Below are 24,167 nucleotides of genomic sequence, written 5' to 3'. Positions count from 1 at the left end.
CGGTTGTTCAACCGCAGTCCGGATAAATCTCAATAATGGTGTTACCGGCATAGTGTGCCGGAATGCGCAGGCCGCCATCGTCGGTGCGGATATACTCAACGCCTCCGGCATCAAGATGGTCGCTCGCCTGCTGCAGTGATGCTGTACTTACCCGAATGGCCACGCCGCCAGGCAGCTGATCATCGCTGACGGGTACGTCCACACCACGGAAGCGAATCGCCGCCTGCTCGGGTGTCAGCACTTCGAATATGCCCCGGTCCGTCTGAACCTTCAGATAACCGTCTTCCTGGCTCACCGCCTGCGAGCCGTAAATGCCGCTGAAACGGGCCGCCAGAGACGCCGACTCCCGGGCTACGTAACTGACACAGGTAATGCCATTCGCGCCGTTCGGGTGGGTCATCCAGTCCTCTACCCATACCAGATGGGGTTTATGCTGATGGCAGAAAAAATGTGACACCGACGGGGCATCGGAGTTTATCAGCATCACCAGCGAAACCACAGCTTCTTCTTCACTGCCATCCGGCCGGTGAGCCACCCGACGGAAATCCACAATGCCCATATTCTCCACCCCACGGGCTTCCATCAGGGCATGATCCGCCCGGGCATCTTTACTGTGCAGCGCTACCAGTGAAATGCCTTCTTTGCGCTCAATGGAGTTACTGATAAAGCGGCCAAAGGCAAAACCCTTCTCGTTGGTCAGGTCCAGCTTACTGTGATCATAGATGCTGATCACCTCAATGAAGTTTTCCGGGAACATCAACAAATGGTTGTCAGTCCCCCACGGATGATGGTGCCGGGGGTTAATAAAAAAACCTAACCGGGCAAAATCTTCACAGGCCTTATCCATATCACGCACCGCCACCAGCGGATGGTCGATTCCCAGATGATTCTCAGCATTTTTATTATTCATTGTTTCAGTCTCTGTTGTTCAGCACCCGGCCTTTTGGCCCAACTACGGTTGTGCCGGCAGGAATGTCATTAATCACAACTGCGCCGCCGGCCACTTTGGCACCGGCCCCAATTTCAATATTGCCGAAGATCACCGCCCCGGAACCGACAAAGCTGCCCTCGCGCAATTTCGGATGGCGGTCGCCACTGCCCTTACCGGTGCCACCCAGGGTGACATTCTGGAACAGGGTAACGTTGTCTTCGATCACAGCGGTTTCACCCACCACCACGCCCACGGCATGATCAATGAAAATGCCGCTGCCTACCTTCGCACCGGGATGAATGTCCACCCCGAACAGGGAAACCACCCTTCCCTGAATATAGCTGGCCATCGCCCGCTGACCACTGTGCCAGCAATGATGCGCAATACGGTGGCACTGCAACGCCTGATAACTGGCAAAGTGTAACAGCGGCGTGTAATGGTCTTTGATACTGGCGTTGCTCTGCAGCTGGCACAGCAGATCCCGCATAGCTGCGGCTTCAATTGCCGGATCAAGGGCCATTTGTGCTGCTAAATACTTACGCCACTGCTTGAGTTGTTCTGCCTGCTCAGCAGCCCCACCGGCATCACGGTCCAGCAGCTTTTCGGCCAGCACAAACGCCAGTGCCCCGGCAAAACCATCGTGCTGAATAATGTTGCGGCGGTAAAAGTCTGCCAGCATCGGAAAGGCACGGGCTGCTGCTTCAGCTTCCGCCACCACTGTTGGCCACAGGGTTGCCAGATCTATCTCGCGTTTATAATCGGTCATAAGATATACCTCTTCTTCACGCCTGCCCGGCCTGCTCAGGTTTTACATCTGAACAGGCCGGCACTGCGCTTTCGCGATTATTCGATGGAATAGCCAAACTGAATGGCTGCATCCTTCGCGGTTTCTACCCAGACACTCTTAGTCTGGGTGTATTCCAGCAAGCCTTCATAGCCGCTTGAACGGCCGTAACCACTCTCACCGAAACCACCGAACGGCGACATCACGTTGATAGCCTTATAGCTGTTCACCCAGAAGGTACCGGCGTTCACGGCTGCGGCCATGCGATGGGCACGACCGACATCCGCCGTCCAGACCGCACCGGCCAGGCCAAAGCGGCTATCGTTGGCAATCGCGATGGCATCTTCTTCATCGTCAAACGGAATCACTGAAACCACCGGGCCAAAGATTTCTTCCTGAGCCACTGCCATGCTGTTATCGACATCCGCCAGCACCGTTGGGCGGAAGAAATAACCGGCCTCTCCTCCGGCGATATCCGCACCGCAACCACCGGCAGCAACCCGGGCACCGGCAGCCTTACCCTGCTCCACCAGTGCAGACACATGACTGAACTGAGCCAGGTTATTAATCGGCCCCACCATGGTGTCGTCCTGCCACGGCAGGCCCACCGGAATCTTATTGGTGGCAGACGCCAGGCGTTCTACCACTTCGTCATACACCCCGCGTTGCACCAGCAAGCGGGAACCGGATACACAGCTCTGCCCTGCAGCAGCAAACACTGCCGCCTGTGCGCCTACAACCGCACGGTCCAGATCCGCATCATCAAAGACGATATTGGCAGACTTGCCGCCCAGCTCCAGTACGCATGGAATCACCCGCTGTGCAGCAGCCGCGGCGATCACCCCACCGGTCTTCGGAGAACCAACAAACACAACCTTCTTGGTCACAGGGTTGCTGATGGCCGCCGCACCGGTGCTGTGGCCCAGACCGTTAATCACGTTGACCAACCCTTTCGGAATTCCCGCATCTTCAATCAATTTCACCAGTGCCGTCGAACTTAAAGGGGTAAGTTCAGACGGTTTCAGCAGCACACCGTTACCGGCACAGATCGCCGGCGCAATCTGCCAGCCACAGGTAAATACCGGCGCATTCCACGGGGTAATCTGAGTCACTACACCGTACGGTTCATGGCGGGTATAGTTCAGGTGTGACGTTGGCACCGGAATCACCTGGCCGGTCATCTTGTCGCACCAGCCGGCATAGTACTCAAACATCTCAGCGACTTTAGCCACCTCTACCCGGCAATCCCGAACCGGCTTACCGGCAGACACAGATTCAAGACGGGCCAGCGCTTCTGCATGCTCACGTACCTTGGTGCTGCAGGCCCACATCGCACGGGCTCGGGCACTGGCAGGTAATGCCCACCACTGCTTCTGCGCGGCACTGGCAGCAGCGGCGGCATCTTCAACCACCGCTTCACCGGCGTCGGCATAGCTCATAAACTCTGCACCAGTGGCCGGGTTAATCAGGCTGATAGCCTCACCATTACCGGTACGCATTGCACCGTTGACCCAGCTACCAAAGGTAGCTGCGGCCCGGTTGTCATCAAATAAACTGTTCAGTAGCTCAGCCACCTGAGCGGCACCGTTCTGTTCAACGGTAAATTCTTTGGCTAATACGGTCATGATTATTCTCCCAGCCCGGCGTTCTTGATAATGCAGTTAAAATCGTCAGCGTCTGCAATGCAGTCTTCACTGGCTGCCCAGATCTGCGCGATCTGATCGGCAACTGGCAAATCCAGCTGCATATCAGCCATCAGTTTCTTCGCCAGACGGACATCTTTACGCATCAGCTGCATGGTGAAGCCGGAATCAAAGCCTTCATTGAGAATCCAGCGGGGGAAGTTCACTTCACTGATGGCACTGCGGCCGGAACCGGCATTCAGACCTTCAATCAACAACGCAGGATCAAGTCCGGCACGCTTACCCAGCGCTACCGCTTCAGCCGTCGTGATCAGATGAGCCGCACACAACAGGTTATTGATCAGCTTGGCCACGTGGCCACTGCCGCTGTCACCCAGATGCACAACCTTGCTGCTCAGGGCGTTCAGTACTGGCATGGCCCGGTCCAGCGCGGCGGTTTCACCACCCACCACCATCACCATGGTGCCGGCAGCTGCGCCTGCTGGCCCGCCACTTACAGGCGCATCCAGCATCTGGTGGCCCTTGCTGGCCAGACAACCAGCCAGATCACGGGTAATTTCCGGTTCAGAAGTAGAGGTATCAATCATCAGACTGCCCGCCGGTGCATGCTCCAGCAGACCGCCCTCACCCTGAATCACCGCCTGCACGTGCTTCGCCATAGGCAACGACAACACAAAGGTATCCGTCAGTTCACAGAGTGCAGCGATACTGTCGACTACCTGCACCCCCAACTCTGCCGCCGCTGTACGCTGCGCTTCACTCAGGTCCGTACCAGCCACCTGAAACCCTTCCCGCAACAGGGTTTTAGCCATGCCATAACCCATTGCACCCAGGCCGATTACACCTACCATCGTCTTCGCCATGATTTACCTTTTCTTATAATTGAGAATCACATTTCCCCCATTCTGGCCCAACAACCTGTTACGAATAAGGAGATTAGATTTGGTTTATTGTTCTGATTAAGGCAACACAAAGAGTGTAGGAGAAGATTGGGAGTTGGAAAATTTAAATGTGGAACTTGTTCGTTGGTAAGTATTTAGTGGGATAGGTATAGAGTAAGAATAAAGATTCAGGTAGCCCTGCCCGATTAGATTAGCTGCATGCCTTACTGATGGCGTTCTGAGCTTCTATCGTTAACCACTCATACTGATGCGCCAACGGAGAGTCCGGGTAGAGGCTGATTGAATAGACTTTTCTGTGGCTAAACAACTCACGCCAGACAACCACAAGTATTCTGCAATCAGTGCGATAAGGTACCCCCTTCGGTACCCACGCCTCTACTGTTTCCCCTTCCGCCTCAATGGTAACCACCGTGTCATGTTCGCTCACAAATGGGTGTGTAACCGACAGGGTTCTCCCATCGATATATTTGACCTCACCAAGGACATGTACATAAGACAGCACTCCTCCGATCAGGATCACAAGAATTAATCCGGGCAGATTGGTCACGCGGTTTTCACTGAACTTTTTTCGGGGATAAAGCCACCAAAAGGCAAAGCCACCGACGGCACCAATAAGCGCCAGGCTGCTGAACGACTGAAGGTTATAAACAATTGGTACGTTGTCTTTCGTAAAAACAAACACCACCGGAATAGCACATAAAGCACCGCCCAAAGCAAAATACGGCCAGCCGTAAATTCTAAATTTACTAAAGAATAAATAAAGGGGAATACCAATGATTACCGCACAAGCATAGGCAACAGGCGCCCCAATGAGAAAGATAAGTAAGGTCGCTGGAACCCCTGTCAGGCTCATAATAGCAATAGGAATTACCGGAGCTATAGCGAACGCCTTAGCTCGCTCTTTCTCATCCTCCAAATATTTTGATACAAAGCTCCTTAAAAAACTAACATTATCAAATTGGATGATTTATTCTGATTATCATGCAAAAATATCGGAAGACCTGAATTTTTCTTTTAAGTTTAGTGAATTAGACCTGAAGTTATATAACGTTCTCTGATAAGCGTCTATAAAGGTTCACCTTTATATCATTAGAGAATAAACCACTCTCACTCCATGATGAAATTATTTTTCTTGAATCGAGCCATTTTACTAAATTCATATTCTCATCGTTGTTTTTTAGTCTAGGTGAAAAGTAACCGGTCTTAATGTCACAATATGGCCCCGGAAGGTTAGCCAAGACTTGACGTACTTCTTCATCGGTCATAAATGAGTGGTACTTATTAAAAAGTGAGATCTGCGAAGCTAAAGGCATAGTATTCAATATTAAGGAATGCACCACATCTCCGTTCAAGTTGGAGATGGTCGCGTCAATGCCATTAAGAATCGGACCAATAAGAGCAGCCCGTTCAGGAAGATCTATAATCGCTTCTAAGTCCATCATTTCAATTATCTTGAGCTTAGCCGAAGGCTTAATTTCAAACTTAAGTAGATCTGCTAAAAGATCATCGTCCAATTCAAACTCATCTGGACTATCAAGAAATATATCAATGTTCATTGCTACGAAAAGTACTTGCAACTCTCTTTCATCATCAATTTCAGCAAGACTCTCAGGAGTAAATATGATTTTTCTTTCCTCGATAAGAATCCTGAGCTTAGTTGACTCAATTCCTATTGATGGCATCTCGAACTGGTTTGGTAATGCGCACACATATCCTCTATAGGCTTCATCAGAAAGAGCACCCGCTTCAAAAAGAAATTTGCGCAATTGAAAGAAGTCTGGCTCGCTTGGAATAGGACATTCCAAGATTTTATGACGTACATCATCTCGATCGAGATAGCCTATAAAAATCTCTGCATCGAACTCATCAATCTCCATAAAAGTAAGACAACTATCCCAAGCTGGTTCAATTTTATACAGTTGAAACAACAATGCATACAACCTCTCAGGCACACTCTCTAATGTTGGCAACTTAGTTATTTGCCGTTCGAGAAACCCTTGAAGATCAACCTGATCAAGATTATCGTGACGTATGACAGCAAGAATTGCAGAAGCGTCTTCCTCTAAATTATCTTGAAGGCACAAAAGGATATCACGCAAGTAACTGTCAAAATCGCGTTCTACACGTGTCTTCAAAACAGCGTTACTCGCCGAACGAATAGTAGTGTAATTTCTGGTACGTAATGACTCTAAATTCTTTTCTCCTAAAATTACTTCAAAAACGTATTCTATGTTCGCAATCGTAAGCTCAAAGAGCCCTTGCTCAAACATGAAACGTGCAATTTCTGAATGTTCTTTGATGGAATTTAGATCTTTGACCTCAAAATTGAGGCATAGAAGGCGTTCCGGTTCTAACTCAGGTACGTTTACCAATATCTCCGGAAGTTTCTCCGAAACAAACTTAGGAACCCCATCAAAGTCCTTTGCTAACATTTTGAGCTTAGATTCTTGTAGGCTTGCAACTAGTTGGGAAACATGGACGATATTATTGGGGCTAGAAATAACAGCGGGAATAAAACCTTTCCAATAATCTAACAAACCCGAAAGCAGAGCTAAAATATTTCGCCCACTGGTATAATAGACATCAAAAAACTCTTCACAGGTCTCAAATTCATTCGAAAGAAACTCAAACAGTTTCTTCGTTTGGTCGGTGTAATTGCTTTCGCCACTCAAAAGACTATCAACAAGTTTAATGTTCAAGACATAACTTTGCCGGAAGTCCTCATCTCGCATCGCTGCAATAACTTCTTTTGGATTATCGATTGGAAAAAGAGGTTCAGGGGTTACGAATGCTCTTATCTGGATTAAAAACTTATTATCATTAGGCGACAAGCGGCCTGAGTGAAAGAGTGATGTATATTGATAGTAAGTATCATCGAGATAACCCTCTAAAACCAAAAAACGGGCCAGCTCACCATTTTCCCCAAACTTTTCAAAAAGTCCATGCGCATGATTAGTGTTCAAACGCAACAACTCATCTAGCTTAGTCGTACGAATAACTGCAAGCTTAGATCTTAACTCATGTATTTCACGCAAACTTTTATTCTTATTATCAGTAGCGCCATTTTCAATCTCAGTCATGCGTTGATGATAAGTTCTTTGAGAATCCACCTCATTCTGCAATGTAGAAACGTCAATCTGACTCTCATTATTATAATAGTCATTACGGCTAGACAGACGTGTAGCACTAATAAATAGCTCTAGTTCATCGTGGCTGCTCAACTTGGAAAGCTTGATCCAATTGCGTCTATCAACACTAACGCTGTCATGATTTGCTGGCAGTTTCTCAATCAGAGCCATAGCATAAATTTGTCTCAACTCTCTCAGATCCGAAGGAACCTGTTGTTCTGCGATTTCCAACTGTTTTTCAAGTTTCGCAATTTCTCTTCTATACGTGGTTTCACCCGTTTCAATGAGTTCCTCCTGAAGATTCAATATTTCAGCAAGAATACCCGTACCACGATGCAGTCGCTCAAAATCCCTTGGGTAAACGTTTTTATAAATCAAAATCGCAAGAAGCTTGTTAGCATCAAGCAAGTTCTCTCCATCAGTTTCTAAATTGGTCACATAAATAGCGAATTCATTAAATATGTTCTGAATTAATCTCAGGTCATTCAGATATCGTGAAACCTCTCGCAGAAACTGCCGATCTAAGCGATCATCGAGCTCGAGTCTCCTCCCCTGATGCAGTATCATATCAATAGAATTCGATGTATTGATGATCGGTATCACAGGAATAATGAACTCGAAGAACTTGGTTCGATCTGTGTTAACAAACATGTCATCACGCAGAGCATAGAGAAACCTAATATTACGCTTTACACTTGAATTTTCGTTAACAAGACTATTAATTTCTCGTAGGGTTACGAAGATTTCAGCATCGTTAAAACGATCCAAATCCTCAATAATTACAAGGTCATAATCGGTAGATTGAAAAAATAGATTATTTCGTCTAAATGACGATTTAGTATTGACTCTTGATCATCACGAGCTGGCTTTATCTCAATATCTTTCAAAGAAATGCTCTTGAGTGACAGACCAAAGCTAGCAACATAAAAGTGATGCAAGGTCATCCAGAGAAAAATTGCTGCGAGTGCGAAGCTCCCTAGATTGAGCCAATTACTAAGCTCGAGCGGAAGGAAGAAAGTACCGCTGAAGATATCCTCACTCTGATCAAAAACATACCAAAGCGCGGCAATTCCAACCATCATGTAAAAAGATTTAAATACCGACCAAACACCGGGAGACCGAATTCTTTTGAACCTTGATAGCGGAAGCTTGTTTGCGTCAGCACCATACAGCATCTGCTGCAGAATACTTCTCTCAATTTCTTGACGACTCACCTTCTCCTCACCAGGATCCGCCTCTGGAACAAATGCAGCCAGAGAAATATGAAGTGCAGGATGCCGATAATTCTTCAAGAAAGATTGGATGATGCTGCTTTTTCCAGATCCATAGGGACCGGTTAAGGCAATATTAGAAACCTTCGCATTATTCATCGCATACAGAATCGCTTCAGAATATACGCCAGCTTTATCCGCCTCATCTGTTGGAGCTAGATCTACGTACTTAGATTGTATATCGACAGAATAGTCTTTGCTTTCCAGCCAAAACACAATGCGATTGAGACTGTTGGCAGACCAGCGTATTAGGGAGATGATAGTCTTAATCATACGATATTAACTTAATGTTACCTTCAGGAAACGAAATGACATGAAACCTTTAAAGCGACTGCAAAAATTTACAGCCCTCTAATTTCCAAATTTCATTTTTATAAGAGAAAAGCTAAAGATAGCTACTGCATTCTCATCCATGATCTTTGAGTAACTCATTGATCAATGAGTACAGAGATATACTGTACATGTCCATCTAGCCCAGTTTGCATAAAAGAAATACAAGACACAATTAATCTGAAACGTTTTTTCTACTTTGGGATAAAGCAAACGATAAAATCCCACTTTAATCCCAAGATATTTGGAGTCAGAACCAGAACCAAATTAGTTCCTGACCCAGACTCCTAAGATTTACAGCAGCTTATTTACATACTTCAACCTTCTCAAGCTTCAGGAAATTATCTGAAACAGACCAGCCCCCTACGACATCACCACCTGCGTTCGGTTATGCAGCTGTGAACTCAGCCGCTTACGCAGCTCCTCTACTTCTTTATTCGGCTCCAGCGGTTCACTGTGAACCAGCATAAAGCGGTCGGCGAAGTCGATGCAGCGCAGTACGCTGGCGTATCGCCACATGAGGTTGCGGAGTTCTTCCGGGTTGGGGATGGTTCCGGCATCCCAATCGTTAAGCATGTGAATCAGCTCGCCCTGTACGCTGCCGAACATGCCCATGGTGCCGATATCCAGCACGCGGTAGTCGTACAGCCGTGTCAGGTTGATGCGGGCATCCAGTGTGGTGAGCGGTGTTGTGTCTTGAGAGTCGTTGAAGCAGGAACGCAGTGTGTACACCACGTTATCGATTTGATGGTTAGCCATACCTGGCCTCCTTGTATTTTTTCGAAATACGCCCCAATCCGTGGGGTGCCGGGAGGTTCGAAACGGTTACAAGAGACCGCGGGCTTATTTCCCCATAAGGGTATTATATTCACCGCCCTCCCGACATACGGGAGTTTGTACCACATTTGTGGCACAAAAAAACCAACATAACGGTGTTGGCTGTCCGCTTGTAAATGAGGTTTCGACGCCTCACTAAGGACTATAAAGCTGATTCAACTGAGCGGTCAACTTGGGTGTTTTCGTGTTACAGGTAGGTATGACGGGGCTTACAGAGAAATGAATCAGGAGACTTTTAGGATTAGAGCAAGAACTGTTTTTCTATTGTTCAGTTACATGTTCAAATTAAAAAGTATGCAATGCGAAACTTCGGACAATGAGTTATCGCTGAACACCCCATGCCCGTTTTAACGGATTAAAACATCACCGCTATTTAAAAGGATGTACCAATGAAGTTCTCTGCGTTTATTCTGGCTCTGATTAGCCAAATCTGTATTGCCGCCCCCACGTTACAAGAGCTGTCTGCATCCCTTTCCACTCAAGTGACATCCCCTGTACGGCAATTTTCTACTCAGAACTTTGGAAGAGAACAATACTTAAAAGCAGTATCTGCTCTGATTCCGACAAACGATGTAGAGCAAACTCTTGAACGTGTACGCAAAGTACTTCCTGAGGGTGCTATCGCATTTATAGGAACCACACGAATTCTACCGGAAGGACCAGGGGAAGCTGAATTAGTCGTTTTCGCCTCTGACAACCAACTCGATATCTTAAAAGTCGCTCAGACTGACGGCATTAATCATGATTTAACAAACGACTTAATCGTAAGCCGGCTCGAATCGTGGGATAAAGCGTACGGGATTGATATATGGCAGGCAGAAAGTGACACCATACAACTTACTTTTAAAACCTTACCTGACGACATAGCGGCCTTTCAGGAAGAGATCTACGCATTCTGCCCGGATATCATCGACCAGGGATCAGGTGATATTAACGATATTGGCAATTACCTTAGGCAAGCGAACTCAGTTTATCTGTGGTGGGATTAAATACTCAGCATCAGCTAAGCCAACATCCACAAGCATCATTATCAATTCAGGTCTGACTTAAACCAGATGGATATCAGGCCGTCCAAGCTTCACAAACTGGAAACCTTATATAGGTAAACCGGGGATTTATAAAAGTCCGTCAGGTGCAGCACATTTACGGGGTGGTGTGACGGCAGTGAGAAATTATTACTGATCAGATACTGGGGCGTCATATGCCCTGCTGCCAGCCGGTCGGCAATGGCCTGCATCCCTTCCGGGAATAAGTAGCACAACAGTACGGAGGCTTCAGAAAGGTCTGCCTTAAGGAAATTCTGCCGGTGCAGCTCTACGTTTTTCAGCCGCAGCAGCTTTATCAGTATCAGTGTTGTTAGCCAGGGCACTAGCGAGAGCTCATAGCCGACGATCTTTCGCTCAGGATATTGCCGTGCCAGTGGGATGAGTAAATTGCCCCAGCCGCTGCCCAGTTCATACACCGGGCCGGTGCCGGTGTCGGCCGACAGTTGTAGCACTGCCTGCCGGGCTTTTTTTGAGCTGGGCATCGGGGAGATCCCCAGCCACACCGTACTCCAGACCACGGATAAACAAATAATCAGCGTGATCAGCAGCAGTGCTATTTCAAAGACTGACAAGGTGTTCAGCCGCAGCACTTCTTGTATTTTTTACCGCTGCCGCATGAGCAAGGTTCGTTACGGGCCGGTTTAGGGGCGAAGCGCTGGGTTTCCGGGGTGTTGATCATGGCTTCCAGTTCAGCAAGGTTCTCCGGCGCTTCCGGGTTCACGTCTATGTTGCCCACCAGATCATGTTCCACCAGCAGTGCTGCAACCTCTTCTTTGCGGGCTTCAGTCTGCACGGATATCGCCAGCGGATGGGCTTCGCTGCCCGCTTTTACGTTTGGCTTTGGGTTGTAACCGCTTTTACCGTAGTTCCCCATGATGTCCGGGGTACCTTTAAAGAAAAACTTAGACACTGCTCGCTCCTGCTACTTCATAACCTGCCGTGCGTCGCAGGCGCACAGCATAGGGGCGCGCATTATAACGGATTCAGCATTGAAGTAACGGATATTCAGCAGATCCGTTGGAAATGCCTGATCAGCAGCACAAACAGCTTCCGGTTCAGGCTACCCTTTTCCATGCATTAACAGCTATCCTTATAGGCCTTGCCCGCCCGGGCACACTGACAAGATTCAGCCTCTGCTGCCCGTGTCATTCAGTGCAGCAGGTATATAACTATAAGGAGATAGATATGTACTTCCCACGGAATCCCGCCAATGTTGAACAGGATCACCCTAAACTCGGCTCGCTAGCCATTATCGGCCATATGACTGCCAAAACCTGCCGCCTCTGGGTGCGTATGTACTGTGCAGCTAAATGGTGGCTGATCGTCACAGAAAAGCCATTACAGGGAGATCTGGATACGCTGGACGGCCTGAATGTTGATGAGTTTCTGGTAAAACAAGCGGCGAACCCCGTGTTCTCTCAGGCGAAGCAAATCGACGCATCCACCGATAACACAGCGGTGTTTAACGTCACCGGTTTACAGGCCGGCCGCAAATACTATTACGCGGTCATTGCTGATCTGGCGGATGCTGAACGTATTCCCCGCCGCACTGAGATTGGCCACCAGGGGAAGAAGTTCTTCCATGCCTTGCCCGCTGATCTTAATAACCTGACATTCGGCTACTTCAGCTGCCACGATCCGTTCAGTTCCGTGAGCCACAGCGAAGGCGCCTGGCCGTTGTATTACCAGACCATGGTGAACCGTAACGGCCTGTTTTCCATCGGCGGCGGTGATCAGGTGTATATCGATACCAACGATAAAGAAGACATGTACTCCGTGTGGGACTGGCTGGGGGATTACAAGAACGCCATCATCAAAGAATATTCTGAAAACGGCGCACTGAAAAAGCAGGCGCTGATTAAGTACTTCGCTGAGGTTTACCGGACCTATTACCGCCTGTACTGGAATTTCCCGAATCTGAAGAAAACCTTCCAGCGCTTCCCTACTTATATGATCTGGGATGACCATGAAATCATGGATGGCTGGGGCTCCTATACCAAGGAGGAACGCAGCAAGCTGCTGAACCGCTTCTTTCAGGACGACGATGAAGCCACCAACGACCAGTTAATCCAGCTGATGTTTGAAGCAGCCAAGCAGGTCTACTTCGAGTATCAGCACAGCCATAACCCGAAGACACCAGTTTCCCTGAAGCCTGAAGACAATGAAGACTGCCAGTGGGATTACAGCTTCCGCATGGGGGATCACGGGTTCTATGTGCTGGACATGCGCGGCCATCACGATTATGAACGCCATGAAGACGGCACCGCCCTGCTGGGCGCTAAGCAGATGCAACGGGTGCTGGAGTGGCTGGAGTCTGCCAGCCAGCGCTGCAAGAGCCTGTTCATTGTCTCGCCGGTACCGGTGGTGCACTGGGGGGCGCTGGTGTCCATGATGGATATCGGCTCGGTTAAAGACGACCTGCGGGACGAATGGGAGCACGAAACCAACCATAAGGAACGGAATATTCTGCTGGATGCCATGCTGAAATGCTCCCATGAACAGGGCTGCCCGGTGACGGTACTCAGTGGTGATGTGCACAGCGCCAGTGTCTATCATTTGGAGAACCGGGATAAATTCCCTAACGCTCAAGTGTTCAACGCTACCTCCAGCGCCATCTCCAGAAAGCCCGCTCCGGCCAAAGCAGAGATGCTGATCCGCAGCACCGGCAAAATTACCGGCTATGAAGGCGGTTACGCCACCCGGTTATATGCCCTCTCGGGCCAGCATAACTTCCTGATGGTGAATACGAATCTCGAAGATGATAGCGCCAGTGTCAGCGTAGACCTCTACTGGCCCGCCGGTGACGACGGTGAGCTGACGCAGAAACGCATCAAACTGACCGGGGAGTAATACGATATTTATCAGCCTGGGCAGACAAAAATGGTCAGGCTGATAATTGATCGAATGATTCGTTAACTCATCGTATTAAGTGTAAAAGTCAGGACTTAATCTGACAGACAATGCCTGCTTTCGGCACAAGTCTGGTACTGGTTGCTGTGTGAACCGAATGACAACTTTGTGCCAGCAGCTGACAATATATGGAGTGTTTTTTACCATCCCGAGCAGGTATTAACGCGTCAAACACCGGAGCAGCCCTGCTGCGTCCGGGTGCTTTGACTTGTTAGGCTCTTACATGTCATCAATTAAACCTTTTATTTCATCGATTTCATCGATACTAGCCTGAATTGTTAGCTTGTCCTTAATGTAATCAAGAAGAGCTTTTGCTTTTGCACTAGGCTTGGCTTGAAAGAGCTCACCATTAGCTCGTTCGTTGTCTTTAAACATTCTTGCCAGATTCATTAACTGCGTGCTATTCAGGGCATCAACAAAAGGTTTAAGGGTTAGATATGCATCCGATCTCCCCCAGTAGTTTCCACACCAGACAGCTAAAATTTCTTGATAGACATCCTCAAATGCAATTGAAGGAACATGCGGGCCAAACTGAGCAAGAGCCTTCGCTGCTTTATCCTCATCCGTCCATCCGTAAGACGTGTCTTTTGCTTTAGCAAGTTGTTTAATGGTGTGCCTATACAAGCTCGCTCTAGCTGCATCAGGAATAAACTTTATTCCTTCCACCTTAACAAGCGTTTCTAGTACCCTAATCTTTGCACCTTTATCATCACTGGTATCGGAGTCGGGGTCGATTAAATATGAATGATATCTTTGACCTGCAGACTTCATGAGATCTTCATTAGCTTTACCCCAGGCCTCTGGAAACAGCTTAATTGCATTCTCATGAGAGGGTGTTTCCCCTTTACAAATCATATCCATGAGAAAGCCAAACGTGAGACGAATGTCACCAGGCTTAAATGCCCTAATTTGATCCTTTAACACGTCCAGGTTTTCTTCCGAAAGCTCAGAACTCTTAATTGGTTCAAATAACCCTGAAGGAGAATGGCCTGGATCTGGCATCTCAGCTTCAAATAGATTTTTTTGAAGCATTAAGGCTAGTCCAAATACCTCTTCTGCTTCTACTGAATCATCACTTCCGTGAGCTGGGGATGCATGGTTTCGCATCCAATTTATCATTTCTAACGATTTGCCAGCTTTCTTGTTCAGAACACCAAGTTTAGTGGCGCCATTTATCAGTGTTAAATCATCAACACCAGACCAGCGCTCACCTAGAGTTTCGCCATCTTTATCGAACTTCTTCCTTCCGGCCTCTTCTTTAACAGCTGATGTGAATAGCTCAATTCCATAAGCTTCCATCCTGCGTCGCAGGTTATGAACAGCTGCATTCCAAATGTCTAAAAGAGAGTGATCTGGAAATCCGGCATCTAGCAACTTTCTTGCTTGAGACAAATATCCTATTTCTGCATCAACTGTGGCCGGAAAATTATCTTTTGATGGCTCGCCTAATATAGCTGGTAAGTTTTCAGTCACTTCATTTCCTTTTTATGGAGTTTTAAAAATATAGTTCTGGTAGTCACTTATTCGGCAAGCCAGAGTATGCCTAACGCCTCGATAACAGACGCAGCTTTGCTGCGTCCAGCGCCAATGACACGAATTTGATTTATTTGTTAACCTTCATTTTTAACAACCTCGAGATCTTGATATACATTATTATTGGAAATACAACGAACCATAATATTTCTTTCTGAAACAACGTCATCAATAGTGAGAGCTACTACAGGGCTTTCTTCGCTGTGCATACTATGGCCAGCATATACAAGATAGTTTCTTATACTTACAACTTTTCTACGGCTACCATTGCCAGCAAGTCTGTTTTGTAGATCCTCCATGCACACTTTTAGGAGATCTTTTCTTGTATTCGGCCGACTATTAATTAAGTAGTCTTTAGCACATTGCTGTTGCTCTCTTAACAATTGAAGCATTTCTCCTTCACCCAACTTTTCTGTAAATGTCTCATTTTTCACCATGGCGGATAACTGAGTTTCTAAACCCTTTTCCAATTTAGCCCCAAATTCGGCACTACTATCACTTTTGTCAGCATAGTTATATGACGCTTCAAGCATACCTCCTAGCTCTGAATTGTAACCAAAACCACAGAACTTTAACGCTTCATCAACTGGTGACGTTTTATTATTGGTTTCTAATCCAACACAACCACATAGGGCTGAAAAAATAGTAAGTAAAGCTAAAATTCTCACAATTACTCCATATTACAGTTTGAGGGCTAACGCCTTATTTATGGGCGTAAAAATGCTTGGCTATAATAGCGACAAAGGAGCACAAGCCAAGCGTTTTGCGTCCTTTTGAGTAACTGGTCATCTTTCACTCGTTTCTTAGGCATATCATTAATTTATCTCTGTAAGAGTATCAAGAGAGTTTGCTCCGCTTTTTAGCTTTATTTGATGCTCTTGCAAGCTACCAGTAATCACTGATACAACATATATACGATTCATCGGGGATGTAATGTCGATACTTAAATTTTGCTCGGATAGAATTACATCAATTGCATTACTCATAACTGTAGAATCAGCACTATGCGTAAAACCAAAGTCGTACTTGTCAGTATTATCACTAAACTGAAAGACTCCCTCTGAAAGCTCCTGAAATATAGGTCTGTTAAGATTCATTCCAGGAAATTCTACCTTGGTTTCGATACCCACTTTAGCAATTGAACTATTGTTCATTTCTCTCGTTATATCATTCTCATATTTTTCCAAAAAACCTGGATCATATATTATTTTCTCAATACTAGTGTCAATTGGGTTTCCAGGAACCCTAAATTCTTTGAGGATAATTTTTCCATATTCAGGTATTACTCTAACAGGAAGTAATACATAACCAGAAACCACTTCACCAGAATCTAGTTTAATTGGAAAGCTAATTGGCCCACCAATTTTCACTGTCTTTTTACTTATGCTTAATTTTTTGAAAATAGGCCTATCTAATACACCCTTGTTATCACCACTAAATTTTAGTTTTGTGACTGATACTGTCTTTTTTGAATTATTTGATAAAGTTAACTTGTACCACCGACCAACATGGCTTACATATGAGTCATGAACTTTATCTTTTCTGATCGTATAAGCATGCAGGTACTCGAAACCAGAATCCTCAATTGAAATTCCAATCCGCTCTGCAGTTTGATCCCAGTAAGTAAAAAATGAAAATACACTAGACAGTATTGCTATACCCAATGCTGCAAGAGCTATTACGTCACTTCTTTCCCAGCTCATATTTTTCCTTGTGAATGCCTAACATTTTTAATACTGAGCTGGCTTGGTTTACCGTTTTAGATATATCTATCAAAGATAGATAAGCGTATGAAGAGTAAGGAAAAATAAGAAAGCGTCTTTCATTTTCTTTCATAAAACGAGCCAGCGTATATTTCAGGAATGCTTGGCACAGCACCCCAAGCAAAAAACTTTCTAAGTCATTGATAATGCAACATTTTGCATGCATTTCCAACAGGTTTTTGAGCTTATCTGCCTGTCAAATCGAGCTATAATTTTGAAAGCCACCAAGCATACTGTACGAATATTCATAAATAGGCCGCTGTCTACCCACGAAGAAAGCCGCCATTTTTGTCTGCTTCTGGCACAAACCTGACATCCTCAGTTACACCGATCAGAAAGTACGGTTTTTTGATGCCTTTAAAAACTGAAGGTTTCTTACCAGCCATACATTCACATGCCCAGTAACGGCAGATTTTTCAAGTTGTGATACCGCAGGGCCACTTCCAAACAGTGTTGCAAAAGTTTTAACGGTAATGGCTCTGCCCTGCTGAGGGTCAGTTCCCGGTTACCGGCAAACTGCAGTTCATCGCCATATACTTCCCGAAATGTCGCTACCAGCGAGGTGCTGCAGTTGAAATACACACCTAGCTGATCCGGCGCTTTAGCCTGCCAGTTAATTCTTACCGGGCTGCCGCCCTTTACTGCATAACTGGGCTCGCCCCATTTCAGGGATTCTTCTACCCTGCCCAGTTCATGCTCTGAGGCGATATTGAAAATAAGCGTGCGAATGGCCAGCAAGGTATTGCGAACGTCTTCAGGGTACGTGGCAAATTTTGCTGCTACTTCCGGATTCATTTTACAGTGCCGGTAATGATCAGGGATGCCGGCTGGTCTGTTTCCGGGTGGAGTGGCTCCTGCACCTTCTCTATCCGCATACCGTTGCTGGTAAACAGTGCCTGCCAGGAGTCTACGGTACGGAAATACCAGGGGGCGGGGTCAGTAAAATCATCACTGAAGCCCGCCCAGGAACCTTCCCGCCAGCCATCTTCATAGACTCTGTCAATATTGCTGGTTACCGGATGTAGAGTTTGCACCACGAAGTGGCCGCCGGGGTTTAATAAATCAGGCACGGCTGTAAATACCTGTTCGACGGACTCTTTGCCCAGCAATGAGAAATTACACACCGCCAGATCAAACCGTTTGCTGAATCTGCTTGCGGAGAGCTCTTCATAGGCGAGCTGTTCATAGGCAATTTGTTCAAAGGTCCCGCCACCGGCGGCGCGAGCCTTGTCGATCAGCTCTGCCACCGCATCAGTCCCGGTGACCTGCATGCCGGCACCGGCAAGCGCCCGAACTAACCAGCCTTCACCGCAGCCGATATCCAGCACGGTTTTGGGGGCCAGTTCGGTAATGGTGTCGGTGATCGCCCGGTCGGTAACCATTACCCGGCTGGGGATCGTTTGCCCGGCGATTGCATCCGCCCAGGGGGCTGCATTCTTTTGCCAGGATTTAAGAATGGTTTTATCACTGAGTTTGGTCATCAGGTCAGCATCCTCTGCTGTGGGTTACAGGGCAAACAGAAATAGCGGCGTCAGTAACGGTACCGCCAGCGCCAGCAGGAAGCAGCGATTAATGACGGATAAGGTATGTAAATCCGGATGGCTGCGGATATACAGCGCATTGATAATGGCCGTGCCGGGAATGGCAAATATCGCCAGTAAGAACACGCCCAGCCCCACCCAGGAGCCATTACCAGTGTTCATTTCCACGACCACCAGCACAAACAGGCATTGCAGAATTACCGGCAGAACCACACCTAACATGTAGCGCATTATGAATTCCCCTTCAGCCGGGACACCTGCTTTGCAAACCGCTCGCCGAGATAGCGGGCGGTATCCAGATCACGGGGGTCTGCTTCCCCGTGCGCTGAGTGAGCAACGGCCCCTGCCTGACAGCCCAGCCGGTTAATTTCCCGGGGATCATTCTTCGGCAGGTCCAGCCCCATCCAGAGCATGCCCTGCTGATTGGCCAGCGTCGCCATATATTGCAGTGTGGCTGCCTGATCACCGTTCAGGCCGCTGCCGCAGGTAAATCCGGCCGCCAGTTTGCCGGCCCAGAGCTGTTCGCACCACTGGTCACTGGTGGCGTCCGCAAAAGCCTTAAACTGTGCCGCTACGCTGCCCATGTAGGTGGGTGAGCCAAAGATGATGCCGTCACAGCCGTTCAGTTCGTCCAGTAATGGCTGATTTCTGAAGCGGCCTTCGAAGATTTCAGTGCCGTTAATCCGGTGCTCTGTTACGTGAATATTGTCATGGCTGCCAAGCCCTTCCATCACCGCGCCTGCCAGTTTGGCTGTTACGCCTGTCTGGGAAAAATACACCACCGCTACTTTCATCACCGCCATTCCTTAACCTGTTTCGTACCTGAGCGGTTGCCCGCAATCCGGCACATAAAGCCTGTGCTTAATGCATATAAACACAGCTGTGGGCGGCTGTCAGCCGTTGCCGAAATGACAACAATCAAAAAAATTCTAACAACGCAGAACTGGTTATGCTCGGTTTCAGAGTGATTCATTGCTCTTCAAACATTCCACACAATAATAATTACGGAGCGTTAACCATGCTGCATAACTTTACCCTGAAGAAATCCCTGAAAGGCTGCAAGCCACTGAAGTCGCTGGCACTGGCCAGTGCAGTGGCGCTGGCAACCTTTGGTTCAGCGGTCCAGGCTGAGGAAGATGTGATCCTTGCCCATGCCATGTCTCAGGAACATATTTTTAACCCGATTGCCGACCGCTTTATGTCTGCCCTTGAAGCACAGGCGCCTAACGAATTTAACATCCGCTACCATCCCGGCGGTGACCTGGGCGACTGGACGTCTCAGTTTGAACAGACCATTGCCGGTGAGATCGGCATGACCATGACCTTCCCGGCGACGGACTTCGACCCGCGCCTGAATATTTCCATCATGGGTATGGTTGCCGGTAACTGGGACGAAGCCAGCAAGATCTATGGCCCCGGCGGTTCAATGGTGGACACCTACAGCGAGATTTACGCGGGCCTGAACATGAAGCTGCTGGCGATTCTGCCGGTGGACTTTGGCGGCATCGCCATCCGTAAGGGCATCGGCAAGGTGCCGGTAAACTACCCGGCAGACGGCGAAGGCCTGAAAGTCCGCGTACCGCCAATGCAAACCGCCATTAAGCGCTTTGAGTTCCTGGGTTTTAACCCGGTTCCGCTGCCATTCTCTGAGCTGTATACCGCCCTGCAACTGGGCAGTGTTGATGGCCGTACCTTCGGACCACCGTCTGAAATCTGGCAGATGCGTGACGTGCTGGAAACCTACGTGTTCTCCCGCGACTACTTCGAGCAAGGCGCTTTCCTGGTCAACATGGACTGGTGGAATGACCTGAACGCTGAACAGCAGCAAGCCTTGCAGGCAGCCGCTGATGATGCTGGCCGCTGGGCATGGAAAGAAGCGGAAACCATCAGTGAAAAGCTGATCACCGACATCAAAGCTTACGGCATCAACGTGGTTGAGCTGGACGGCCCGCAACAGGCCAAACTACGCAGCATCATTCAGGACAATGAATGGCCGTGGATGGAAGAAACCGTTGGCAAGCACCTGGTGGATCAGGTCCGCGCCGCTACCGCTAATCTGTAATTCCCTCTGCAACCGGCCGGTGCACTCTGCACCGGCCCCTGCCTGTTTTCGGGAGATATCCCATGCTTAGTTTACTCAGTCGCCTGGACGCGGGTTTTGCCCGGCTGTCGCGGCTACTTCTTATTTTTCTGTGTTTGTTCCTCACCGGCCTGATGGCCACCGCGGTGTTTCTCCGTTACGGGCTTGATCAGGCCTTCCCCGCCATTGAAGAGATCAGCATTCTCACCGGGTTATGGTTGTACTTCATTGCCATGGTGCTGGTTACCCGGGAACGCAGCCACCTGACCGGCGGCATTATGGAACTGCTCAACCTCACCCCAAAACAACGTACCCTGATCAAAGCCTTTAATGATCTCGTGGGCCTGACGGTTATCTGCTTCTTTGGCTTTTATGCCACCAAGTACTTGTTATTCATCATGAAAATTAACCGTGCCAGCACCAATCTCGGCTGGCCAACGGCGCTGTGGGTCAGCGCTGCTGTGGCAGGATTTACCCTGATGGCCCTCTACAAACTGCGGGACCTGTTCAGCCATTCCAACACCTACAGCCAGTACGATAATAAATCCCTGCACGCCCGGGACGCAGTCCTGAAGGAGAGTCAATAATGGCTACCTTAAGTATTTCCCTGTTACTAATTGTTGCCCTGCTGCTAATCGGCATGCCGGTGGCCTACGTATTTGGCGTGGGCGCCATCAGCTTTGTACTGCTGACCGGCAAAAGTATGAGTTACCTGGTGCCCCATGCATTCTGGCAGTTAGGCAGCTTTGCGCTGTTGTCTCTGCCGCTGTTTATCATTGCCGGTGCGCTGATGGGGGCCAGTGGTATTTCAGACCGCTTAGTCCGCTTCGTGAACGCCTTTGTCGGGCCGATCCGTGGTGGCCTTGGCGCAGTAACCATTGCCACCTGCGCGCTGTTCGGCGCCATTGCCGGCTCCGGGGCTTCCGCCATTGCAGCCATCGGTTCGATTATGATTCCGAAGATGACCGAACAGGGCTATCCGCGGGGCTATGCCACCGCACTGGTAGGTTGTTCTTCCGTACTTGCCCTGCTGATTCCTCCCAGCGTGCCGATGATCATCTTCGCACTGACCGGCGGACTGTCAGTGGCGGCGGCATTTCTGTCCACCATTATTCCCGGCATTGTTATCGGCCTGATTTACTGCCTGATCAACTACGTATATCTGAAGCGTAAGAACATTAAGGTGGAGAAGAAGGTCAGCTTCCCGGAACGCACCAAGGTGATTACCCTCGCCAGTAAAGAAGCCAGCTGGGCAATCCTGATGCCCGTGATCATGCTCGGCGGGATTTACGGCGGCATTTTTACGCCAACCGAAGCCGCAGCGGTCGCACTGGTTTACACCCTGCCGGTTGGCTTTTTTATTTACAAAGGCCTGACCATGCAGACCGCCGGCAAGGCCATTCTGCACGGGGCAATCAGCACCGGATCGATTATCGCGATGATCTTTTTCCTGTTCGTCATGAGCCGGGTGATGATCATGGAGCAGGTGCCGCAGCAGTTGTCTGATTTCATGATCGCCCTGTCAGATAATAAGATCATCATCCTGTTGCTGATTAACGTGATTCTGCTGGGCATTGGCATGCTGGTGGATGATGTGTCCGGCAGCATTCTGGCTTCGATCATTCTGATGCCGGTGGCGGTGAATCTCGGGGTTCACCCGATTCACTTTGCGGCCATTGTCGGTACCAATCTGGGATTGGGCAACATCACGCCCCCCTGTGCGCCGCTCCTCTATATGGCCGGCTCAGTGGGTAAAGCGCAGTTTAATGAGTATCTCAAACCTACGCTGATGTTCATTCTGCTGGGCCATCTGCCAGTGGTACTGGCGGTAACCTTCATACCGGATCTGGCGCTGTTCCTGCCGCGCCTGCTGATGGATATTCAGTAATATAAATTCAGCAACAGCCTGAGCTGCTTTAAACAGATCAGGCTGTTGCCGGTATATCTTCTAACATCCCCTGCCTGCAGGCCTGCAGCAGTTCTTCTGCCAGGTCATCGTCGTTCAGAGCCCGGGCAATGGCCATGCCGCCCACCATCATCACGGTTTTTTGCAGCACCTGACTTTTCTGCGCATCCGCATCTGCCGCTTCAGACATACCCAGCCTTGAGCCGAGCATATCCATAAAGCCCCGGAACACTTCGGTGTAAACGTCGCGTACCTGTTCATCCTGCTGGGTGATATCCGTCACCAGAAATGCCAGCGGGCAGCCGCCCTCTTCACTCTTACGGTGACCCTGGCTCAGGTACCCATTCACCAGTGCCTGCAAGGCAGCGGTGCTTTCTTCTGGCGATCTGTTGAGTATGTTTTTGGCCCGCCGTGAACCGGCCGTGCGCATGGATTCCGCATACAGTTCGGCCTTGGATGAAAAATGGCTGTAGAACGCCCCTCTGGTGAGGCCGGCATCGGCCATCACGTCGTTAATGCCGACCTTATCAAACCCTTTTAGAGTGAACAGCTTAGCGCCACTTTTTAAGATTTTGAGTCGGGTTTTCTGTTTGTGGTCTTTCTGCCAGGCCATGATGTGTCTCCGCTAACGTCTGCCCGCTAGCTTATTATATTTCTAAAATATGTTCTTGATCATATTGTCATAACTTCTAATCTGACAGCATCACCCAGCAACGGTTAACGGAGAAATACCATGTCTGCTCAGGTTCATATTCTTGGCCCCCAGTTCAGCACCTTTGTACGCAGTGTCTGTCTGGCCTGTGAGGAAAAAGGCATCAGCTATCGCTACGGGTTAAAGCCCGGCGGTGAGGAAATCGAGTTCAAAGGGCCTTCCCATCTGGCACTGCACCCATTCGGTAAAATCCCTGCCTTGCTGCATGATGAGCACGTTATTTTTGAAACCACAGCTATCTGCCGGTATCTGGACGCCGCCTTTCCGGGGCCAGCCCTGCAGCCGGAAGATCCTGTTGAACGGGCCTATGTAGATGAGTGGTCGGCGGCTCTGAGCTGCTACGTGGATCAGGCGCTGGTGCGCAACTACCTGCTGGAGTTTGCGTTTCCCAAAGGCGAGGACGGCAGCATCAGAATGGATAAAGTCGCAGAGCATCAGCCGGCAGTGATCGACATGCTGGGGTTACTGGAACATCAGCTGGCGGGTAAACCGTTTATTTGTGGCGAACAGTACAGCATGGCAGATACCATTCTCACCCCGATGCTGGATTATCTCTCCGGTCTGCCCCATGCTGATGAGCTACTGGCAGCAACCCCTGAATTAAAAGCCTGGACTGAGCGCATGCAGGCCCGGGATTCGGGCAAGCAGGTGCTGATTTCCCGCTCCTAAAGATACTCATATTGCCAACAATTCCCCCCATACCCGTCGATTGTTCGTATATTCTGACGGGTATGTTCGCATTTAAGATGCTGACTTCTTAAAATTTACCGCTAAACTAGTGTTTTACTTCAGCATTCTGCGACCTTCGTCGGGTCATCTGGCAGAACTCTTCCCTGCTGACAATTACCTG

22 protein-coding genes and 1 pseudogene are annotated in these 24,167 nt (G+C 48.7%); 6 read left to right on the top strand and 17 right to left on the bottom strand.

Translation table 11 applies throughout. From position 1 onward, the window contains the following. Positions 1–7 precede the first annotated feature (7 nt). The 7 genes and pseudogenes from JYB63_RS02300 to JYB63_RS02265 all read right to left on the bottom strand — a co-directional run bounded on the left by JYB63_RS02300 (position 8) and on the right by JYB63_RS02265 (position 9,748). Complete coding sequence (locus tag JYB63_RS02300; RefSeq protein ID WP_205656191.1) at positions 8–910, bottom strand: VOC family protein; 903 nt, start codon at positions 908–910, stop codon at positions 8–10. A gap of 4 nt (positions 911–914) precedes the next feature. Next, a complete protein-coding gene (gene epsC / locus JYB63_RS02295; RefSeq protein ID WP_205656190.1) occupies positions 915–1,697 on the bottom strand; it encodes a serine O-acetyltransferase EpsC in 783 nt (260 codons plus the stop codon). 77 nt (positions 1,698–1,774) lie between these two features. Continuing rightward, positions 1,775–3,340: an aldehyde dehydrogenase family protein gene (locus tag JYB63_RS02290; RefSeq protein WP_205656189.1), complete on the bottom strand. Its 1,566-nt coding sequence runs from the start codon at positions 3,338–3,340 to the stop codon at positions 1,775–1,777. Positions 3,341–3,342: 2 nt separating this feature from the next. Beyond that, positions 3,343–4,221 (bottom strand): NAD(P)-dependent oxidoreductase, encoded by an 879-nt coding sequence (locus JYB63_RS02285; protein ID WP_205656188.1) that lies wholly within the window; start codon positions 4,219–4,221, stop codon positions 3,343–3,345. A gap of 229 nt (positions 4,222–4,450) precedes the next feature. Beyond that, positions 4,451–5,176 (bottom strand): hypothetical protein, encoded by a 726-nt coding sequence (locus JYB63_RS02280; protein WP_205656187.1) that lies wholly within the window; start codon positions 5,174–5,176, stop codon positions 4,451–4,453. Positions 5,177–5,300: 124 nt separating this feature from the next. Then, positions 5,301–8,758, bottom strand: a pseudogene (locus tag JYB63_RS02275) (YobI family P-loop NTPase). A gap of 594 nt (positions 8,759–9,352) precedes the next feature. After that, positions 9,353–9,748: a hypothetical protein gene (locus tag JYB63_RS02265; protein ID WP_205656184.1), complete on the bottom strand. Its 396-nt coding sequence runs from the start codon at positions 9,746–9,748 to the stop codon at positions 9,353–9,355. Between the two features lie 467 nt (positions 9,749–10,215). Here JYB63_RS02265 and JYB63_RS02260 point away from each other — a divergent pair, with 467 nt between their 5' ends. After that, positions 10,216–10,815, top strand: coding sequence for a DUF4253 domain-containing protein (locus JYB63_RS02260; protein WP_205656183.1), 600 nt, complete (start codon positions 10,216–10,218; stop codon positions 10,813–10,815). 89 nt (positions 10,816–10,904) lie between these two features. Here JYB63_RS02260 and JYB63_RS02255 read toward each other — a convergent pair whose 3' ends face one another. After that, a complete protein-coding gene (locus JYB63_RS02255; RefSeq protein ID WP_243431784.1) occupies positions 10,905–11,354 on the bottom strand; it encodes a class I SAM-dependent methyltransferase in 450 nt (149 codons plus the stop codon). Between the two features lie 95 nt (positions 11,355–11,449). Beyond that, on the bottom strand, positions 11,450–11,782 hold the full coding sequence (locus JYB63_RS02250) for a PBPRA1643 family SWIM/SEC-C metal-binding motif protein (RefSeq protein ID WP_336510838.1): 333 nt from the start codon (positions 11,780–11,782) through the stop codon (positions 11,450–11,452). Between the two features lie 275 nt (positions 11,783–12,057). Between JYB63_RS02250 and JYB63_RS02245 the strand changes: the two genes are divergently transcribed. Then, positions 12,058–13,722, top strand: coding sequence for an alkaline phosphatase D family protein (locus JYB63_RS02245; RefSeq protein ID WP_205656179.1), 1,665 nt, complete (start codon positions 12,058–12,060; stop codon positions 13,720–13,722). 279 nt (positions 13,723–14,001) lie between these two features. Here the strand turns inward: JYB63_RS02245 and JYB63_RS02240 are convergent, their stop codons facing one another. From JYB63_RS02240 to JYB63_RS02210, 7 genes are all read right to left on the bottom strand, one after another. Then, positions 14,002–15,255, bottom strand: a complete 1,254-nt coding sequence (locus JYB63_RS02240; protein WP_205656177.1) for a hypothetical protein — start codon at positions 15,253–15,255, stop codon at positions 14,002–14,004. Between the two features lie 137 nt (positions 15,256–15,392). Then, a complete protein-coding gene (locus JYB63_RS02235) occupies positions 15,393–15,983 on the bottom strand; it encodes a hypothetical protein (RefSeq protein WP_205656175.1) in 591 nt (196 codons plus the stop codon). A 147-nt stretch (positions 15,984–16,130) separates the two neighbouring features. After that, on the bottom strand, positions 16,131–17,018 hold the full coding sequence (locus tag JYB63_RS02230; RefSeq protein WP_205656173.1) for a hypothetical protein: 888 nt from the start codon (positions 17,016–17,018) through the stop codon (positions 16,131–16,133). Positions 17,019–17,468: 450 nt separating this feature from the next. Continuing rightward, positions 17,469–17,873, bottom strand: a complete 405-nt coding sequence (locus JYB63_RS02225) for a DUF1801 domain-containing protein (RefSeq protein WP_205656171.1) — start codon at positions 17,871–17,873, stop codon at positions 17,469–17,471. Beyond that, complete coding sequence (locus JYB63_RS02220) at positions 17,870–18,559, bottom strand: class I SAM-dependent methyltransferase (RefSeq protein ID WP_205656169.1); 690 nt, start codon at positions 18,557–18,559, stop codon at positions 17,870–17,872. Before JYB63_RS02220 ends, JYB63_RS02225 begins: the two co-directional genes overlap by 4 nt. 24 nt (positions 18,560–18,583) lie before the next feature. Next, complete coding sequence (locus tag JYB63_RS02215; protein WP_205656167.1) at positions 18,584–18,850, bottom strand: hypothetical protein; 267 nt, start codon at positions 18,848–18,850, stop codon at positions 18,584–18,586. Beyond that, positions 18,850–19,413 carry a flavodoxin family protein gene (locus JYB63_RS02210; protein WP_205657001.1) on the bottom strand — a complete coding sequence of 188 codons (564 nt, stop codon included), beginning with the start codon at positions 19,411–19,413 and terminating at the stop codon, positions 18,850–18,852. Before JYB63_RS02210 ends, JYB63_RS02215 begins: the two co-directional genes overlap by 1 nt. Before the next feature lie 224 nt (positions 19,414–19,637). Between JYB63_RS02210 and dctP the strand changes: the two genes are divergently transcribed. The 3 genes from dctP to JYB63_RS02195 all read left to right on the top strand — a co-directional run bounded on the left by dctP (position 19,638) and on the right by JYB63_RS02195 (position 22,587). Next, complete coding sequence (dctP, locus tag JYB63_RS02205) at positions 19,638–20,681, top strand: TRAP transporter substrate-binding protein DctP (protein ID WP_205656165.1); 1,044 nt, start codon at positions 19,638–19,640, stop codon at positions 20,679–20,681. A gap of 62 nt (positions 20,682–20,743) precedes the next feature. Continuing rightward, positions 20,744–21,286 carry a TRAP transporter small permease gene (locus JYB63_RS02200; protein ID WP_205656163.1) on the top strand — a complete coding sequence of 181 codons (543 nt, stop codon included), beginning with the start codon at positions 20,744–20,746 and terminating at the stop codon, positions 21,284–21,286. Next, positions 21,286–22,587, top strand: coding sequence for a TRAP transporter large permease (locus JYB63_RS02195; protein ID WP_205656162.1), 1,302 nt, complete (start codon positions 21,286–21,288; stop codon positions 22,585–22,587). The genes JYB63_RS02200 and JYB63_RS02195 overlap by 1 nt, the downstream gene beginning before the upstream one ends. A 37-nt stretch (positions 22,588–22,624) precedes the next feature. On the opposite strand, the gene JYB63_RS02190 is transcribed toward JYB63_RS02195, so the two are convergent. After that, entirely contained in the window at positions 22,625–23,218 is a 594-nt protein-coding gene (locus JYB63_RS02190; RefSeq protein WP_205656161.1) for a TetR/AcrR family transcriptional regulator, read from the bottom strand. 120 nt (positions 23,219–23,338) lie between these two features. Here JYB63_RS02190 and JYB63_RS02185 point away from each other — a divergent pair, with 120 nt between their 5' ends. Next, positions 23,339–23,986 carry a glutathione S-transferase family protein gene (locus JYB63_RS02185; RefSeq protein ID WP_205656160.1) on the top strand — a complete coding sequence of 216 codons (648 nt, stop codon included), beginning with the start codon at positions 23,339–23,341 and terminating at the stop codon, positions 23,984–23,986. Positions 23,987–24,167 lie beyond the last annotated feature (181 nt).

Origin of the sequence: Aliamphritea spongicola, assembly GCF_017051665.1 — a bacterium.
GTDB classification, from domain to species: Bacteria; Pseudomonadota; Gammaproteobacteria; order Pseudomonadales; family Balneatricaceae; genus Amphritea; species Amphritea spongicola.
This window is presented reverse-complemented; position numbering and strand designations above follow the sequence as displayed.

Bases quoted from the DNA above. Each gene is read 5' to 3' on its own strand.
- JYB63_RS02300 (WP_205656191.1), bottom strand. From the start codon at position 910: ATGAATAATAAAAATGCTGAGAATCATCTGGGAATCGACCATCCGCTG.
- epsC (WP_205656190.1), bottom strand. From the start codon at position 1,697: ATGACCGATTATAAACGCGAGATAGATCTGGCAACCCTGTGGCCAACA.
- JYB63_RS02290 (WP_205656189.1), bottom strand. From the start codon at position 3,340: ATGACCGTATTAGCCAAAGAATTTACCGTTGAACAGAACGGTGCCGCT.
- JYB63_RS02285 (WP_205656188.1), bottom strand. From the start codon at position 4,221: ATGGCGAAGACGATGGTAGGTGTAATCGGCCTGGGTGCAATGGGTTAT.
- JYB63_RS02265 (WP_205656184.1), bottom strand. From the start codon at position 9,748: ATGGCTAACCATCAAATCGATAACGTGGTGTACACACTGCGTTCCTGC.
- JYB63_RS02260 (WP_205656183.1), top strand. From the start codon at position 10,216: ATGAAGTTCTCTGCGTTTATTCTGGCTCTGATTAGCCAAATCTGTATT.
- JYB63_RS02255 (WP_243431784.1), bottom strand. From the start codon at position 11,354: ATGCCCAGCTCAAAAAAAGCCCGGCAGGCAGTGCTACAACTGTCGGCC.
- JYB63_RS02245 (WP_205656179.1), top strand. From the start codon at position 12,058: ATGTACTTCCCACGGAATCCCGCCAATGTTGAACAGGATCACCCTAAA.
- JYB63_RS02230 (WP_205656173.1), bottom strand. From the start codon at position 17,018: ATGAGCTGGGAAAGAAGTGACGTAATAGCTCTTGCAGCATTGGGTATA.
- JYB63_RS02225 (WP_205656171.1), bottom strand. From the start codon at position 17,873: ATGAATCCGGAAGTAGCAGCAAAATTTGCCACGTACCCTGAAGACGTT.
- JYB63_RS02220 (WP_205656169.1), bottom strand. From the start codon at position 18,559: ATGACCAAACTCAGTGATAAAACCATTCTTAAATCCTGGCAAAAGAAT.
- JYB63_RS02215 (WP_205656167.1), bottom strand. From the start codon at position 18,850: ATGCGCTACATGTTAGGTGTGGTTCTGCCGGTAATTCTGCAATGCCTG.
- JYB63_RS02210 (WP_205657001.1), bottom strand. From the start codon at position 19,413: ATGAAAGTAGCGGTGGTGTATTTTTCCCAGACAGGCGTAACAGCCAAA.
- dctP (WP_205656165.1), top strand. From the start codon at position 19,638: ATGCTGCATAACTTTACCCTGAAGAAATCCCTGAAAGGCTGCAAGCCA.
- JYB63_RS02200 (WP_205656163.1), top strand. From the start codon at position 20,744: ATGCTTAGTTTACTCAGTCGCCTGGACGCGGGTTTTGCCCGGCTGTCG.
- JYB63_RS02195 (WP_205656162.1), top strand. From the start codon at position 21,286: ATGGCTACCTTAAGTATTTCCCTGTTACTAATTGTTGCCCTGCTGCTA.
- JYB63_RS02190 (WP_205656161.1), bottom strand. From the start codon at position 23,218: ATGGCCTGGCAGAAAGACCACAAACAGAAAACCCGACTCAAAATCTTA.
- JYB63_RS02185 (WP_205656160.1), top strand. From the start codon at position 23,339: ATGTCTGCTCAGGTTCATATTCTTGGCCCCCAGTTCAGCACCTTTGTA.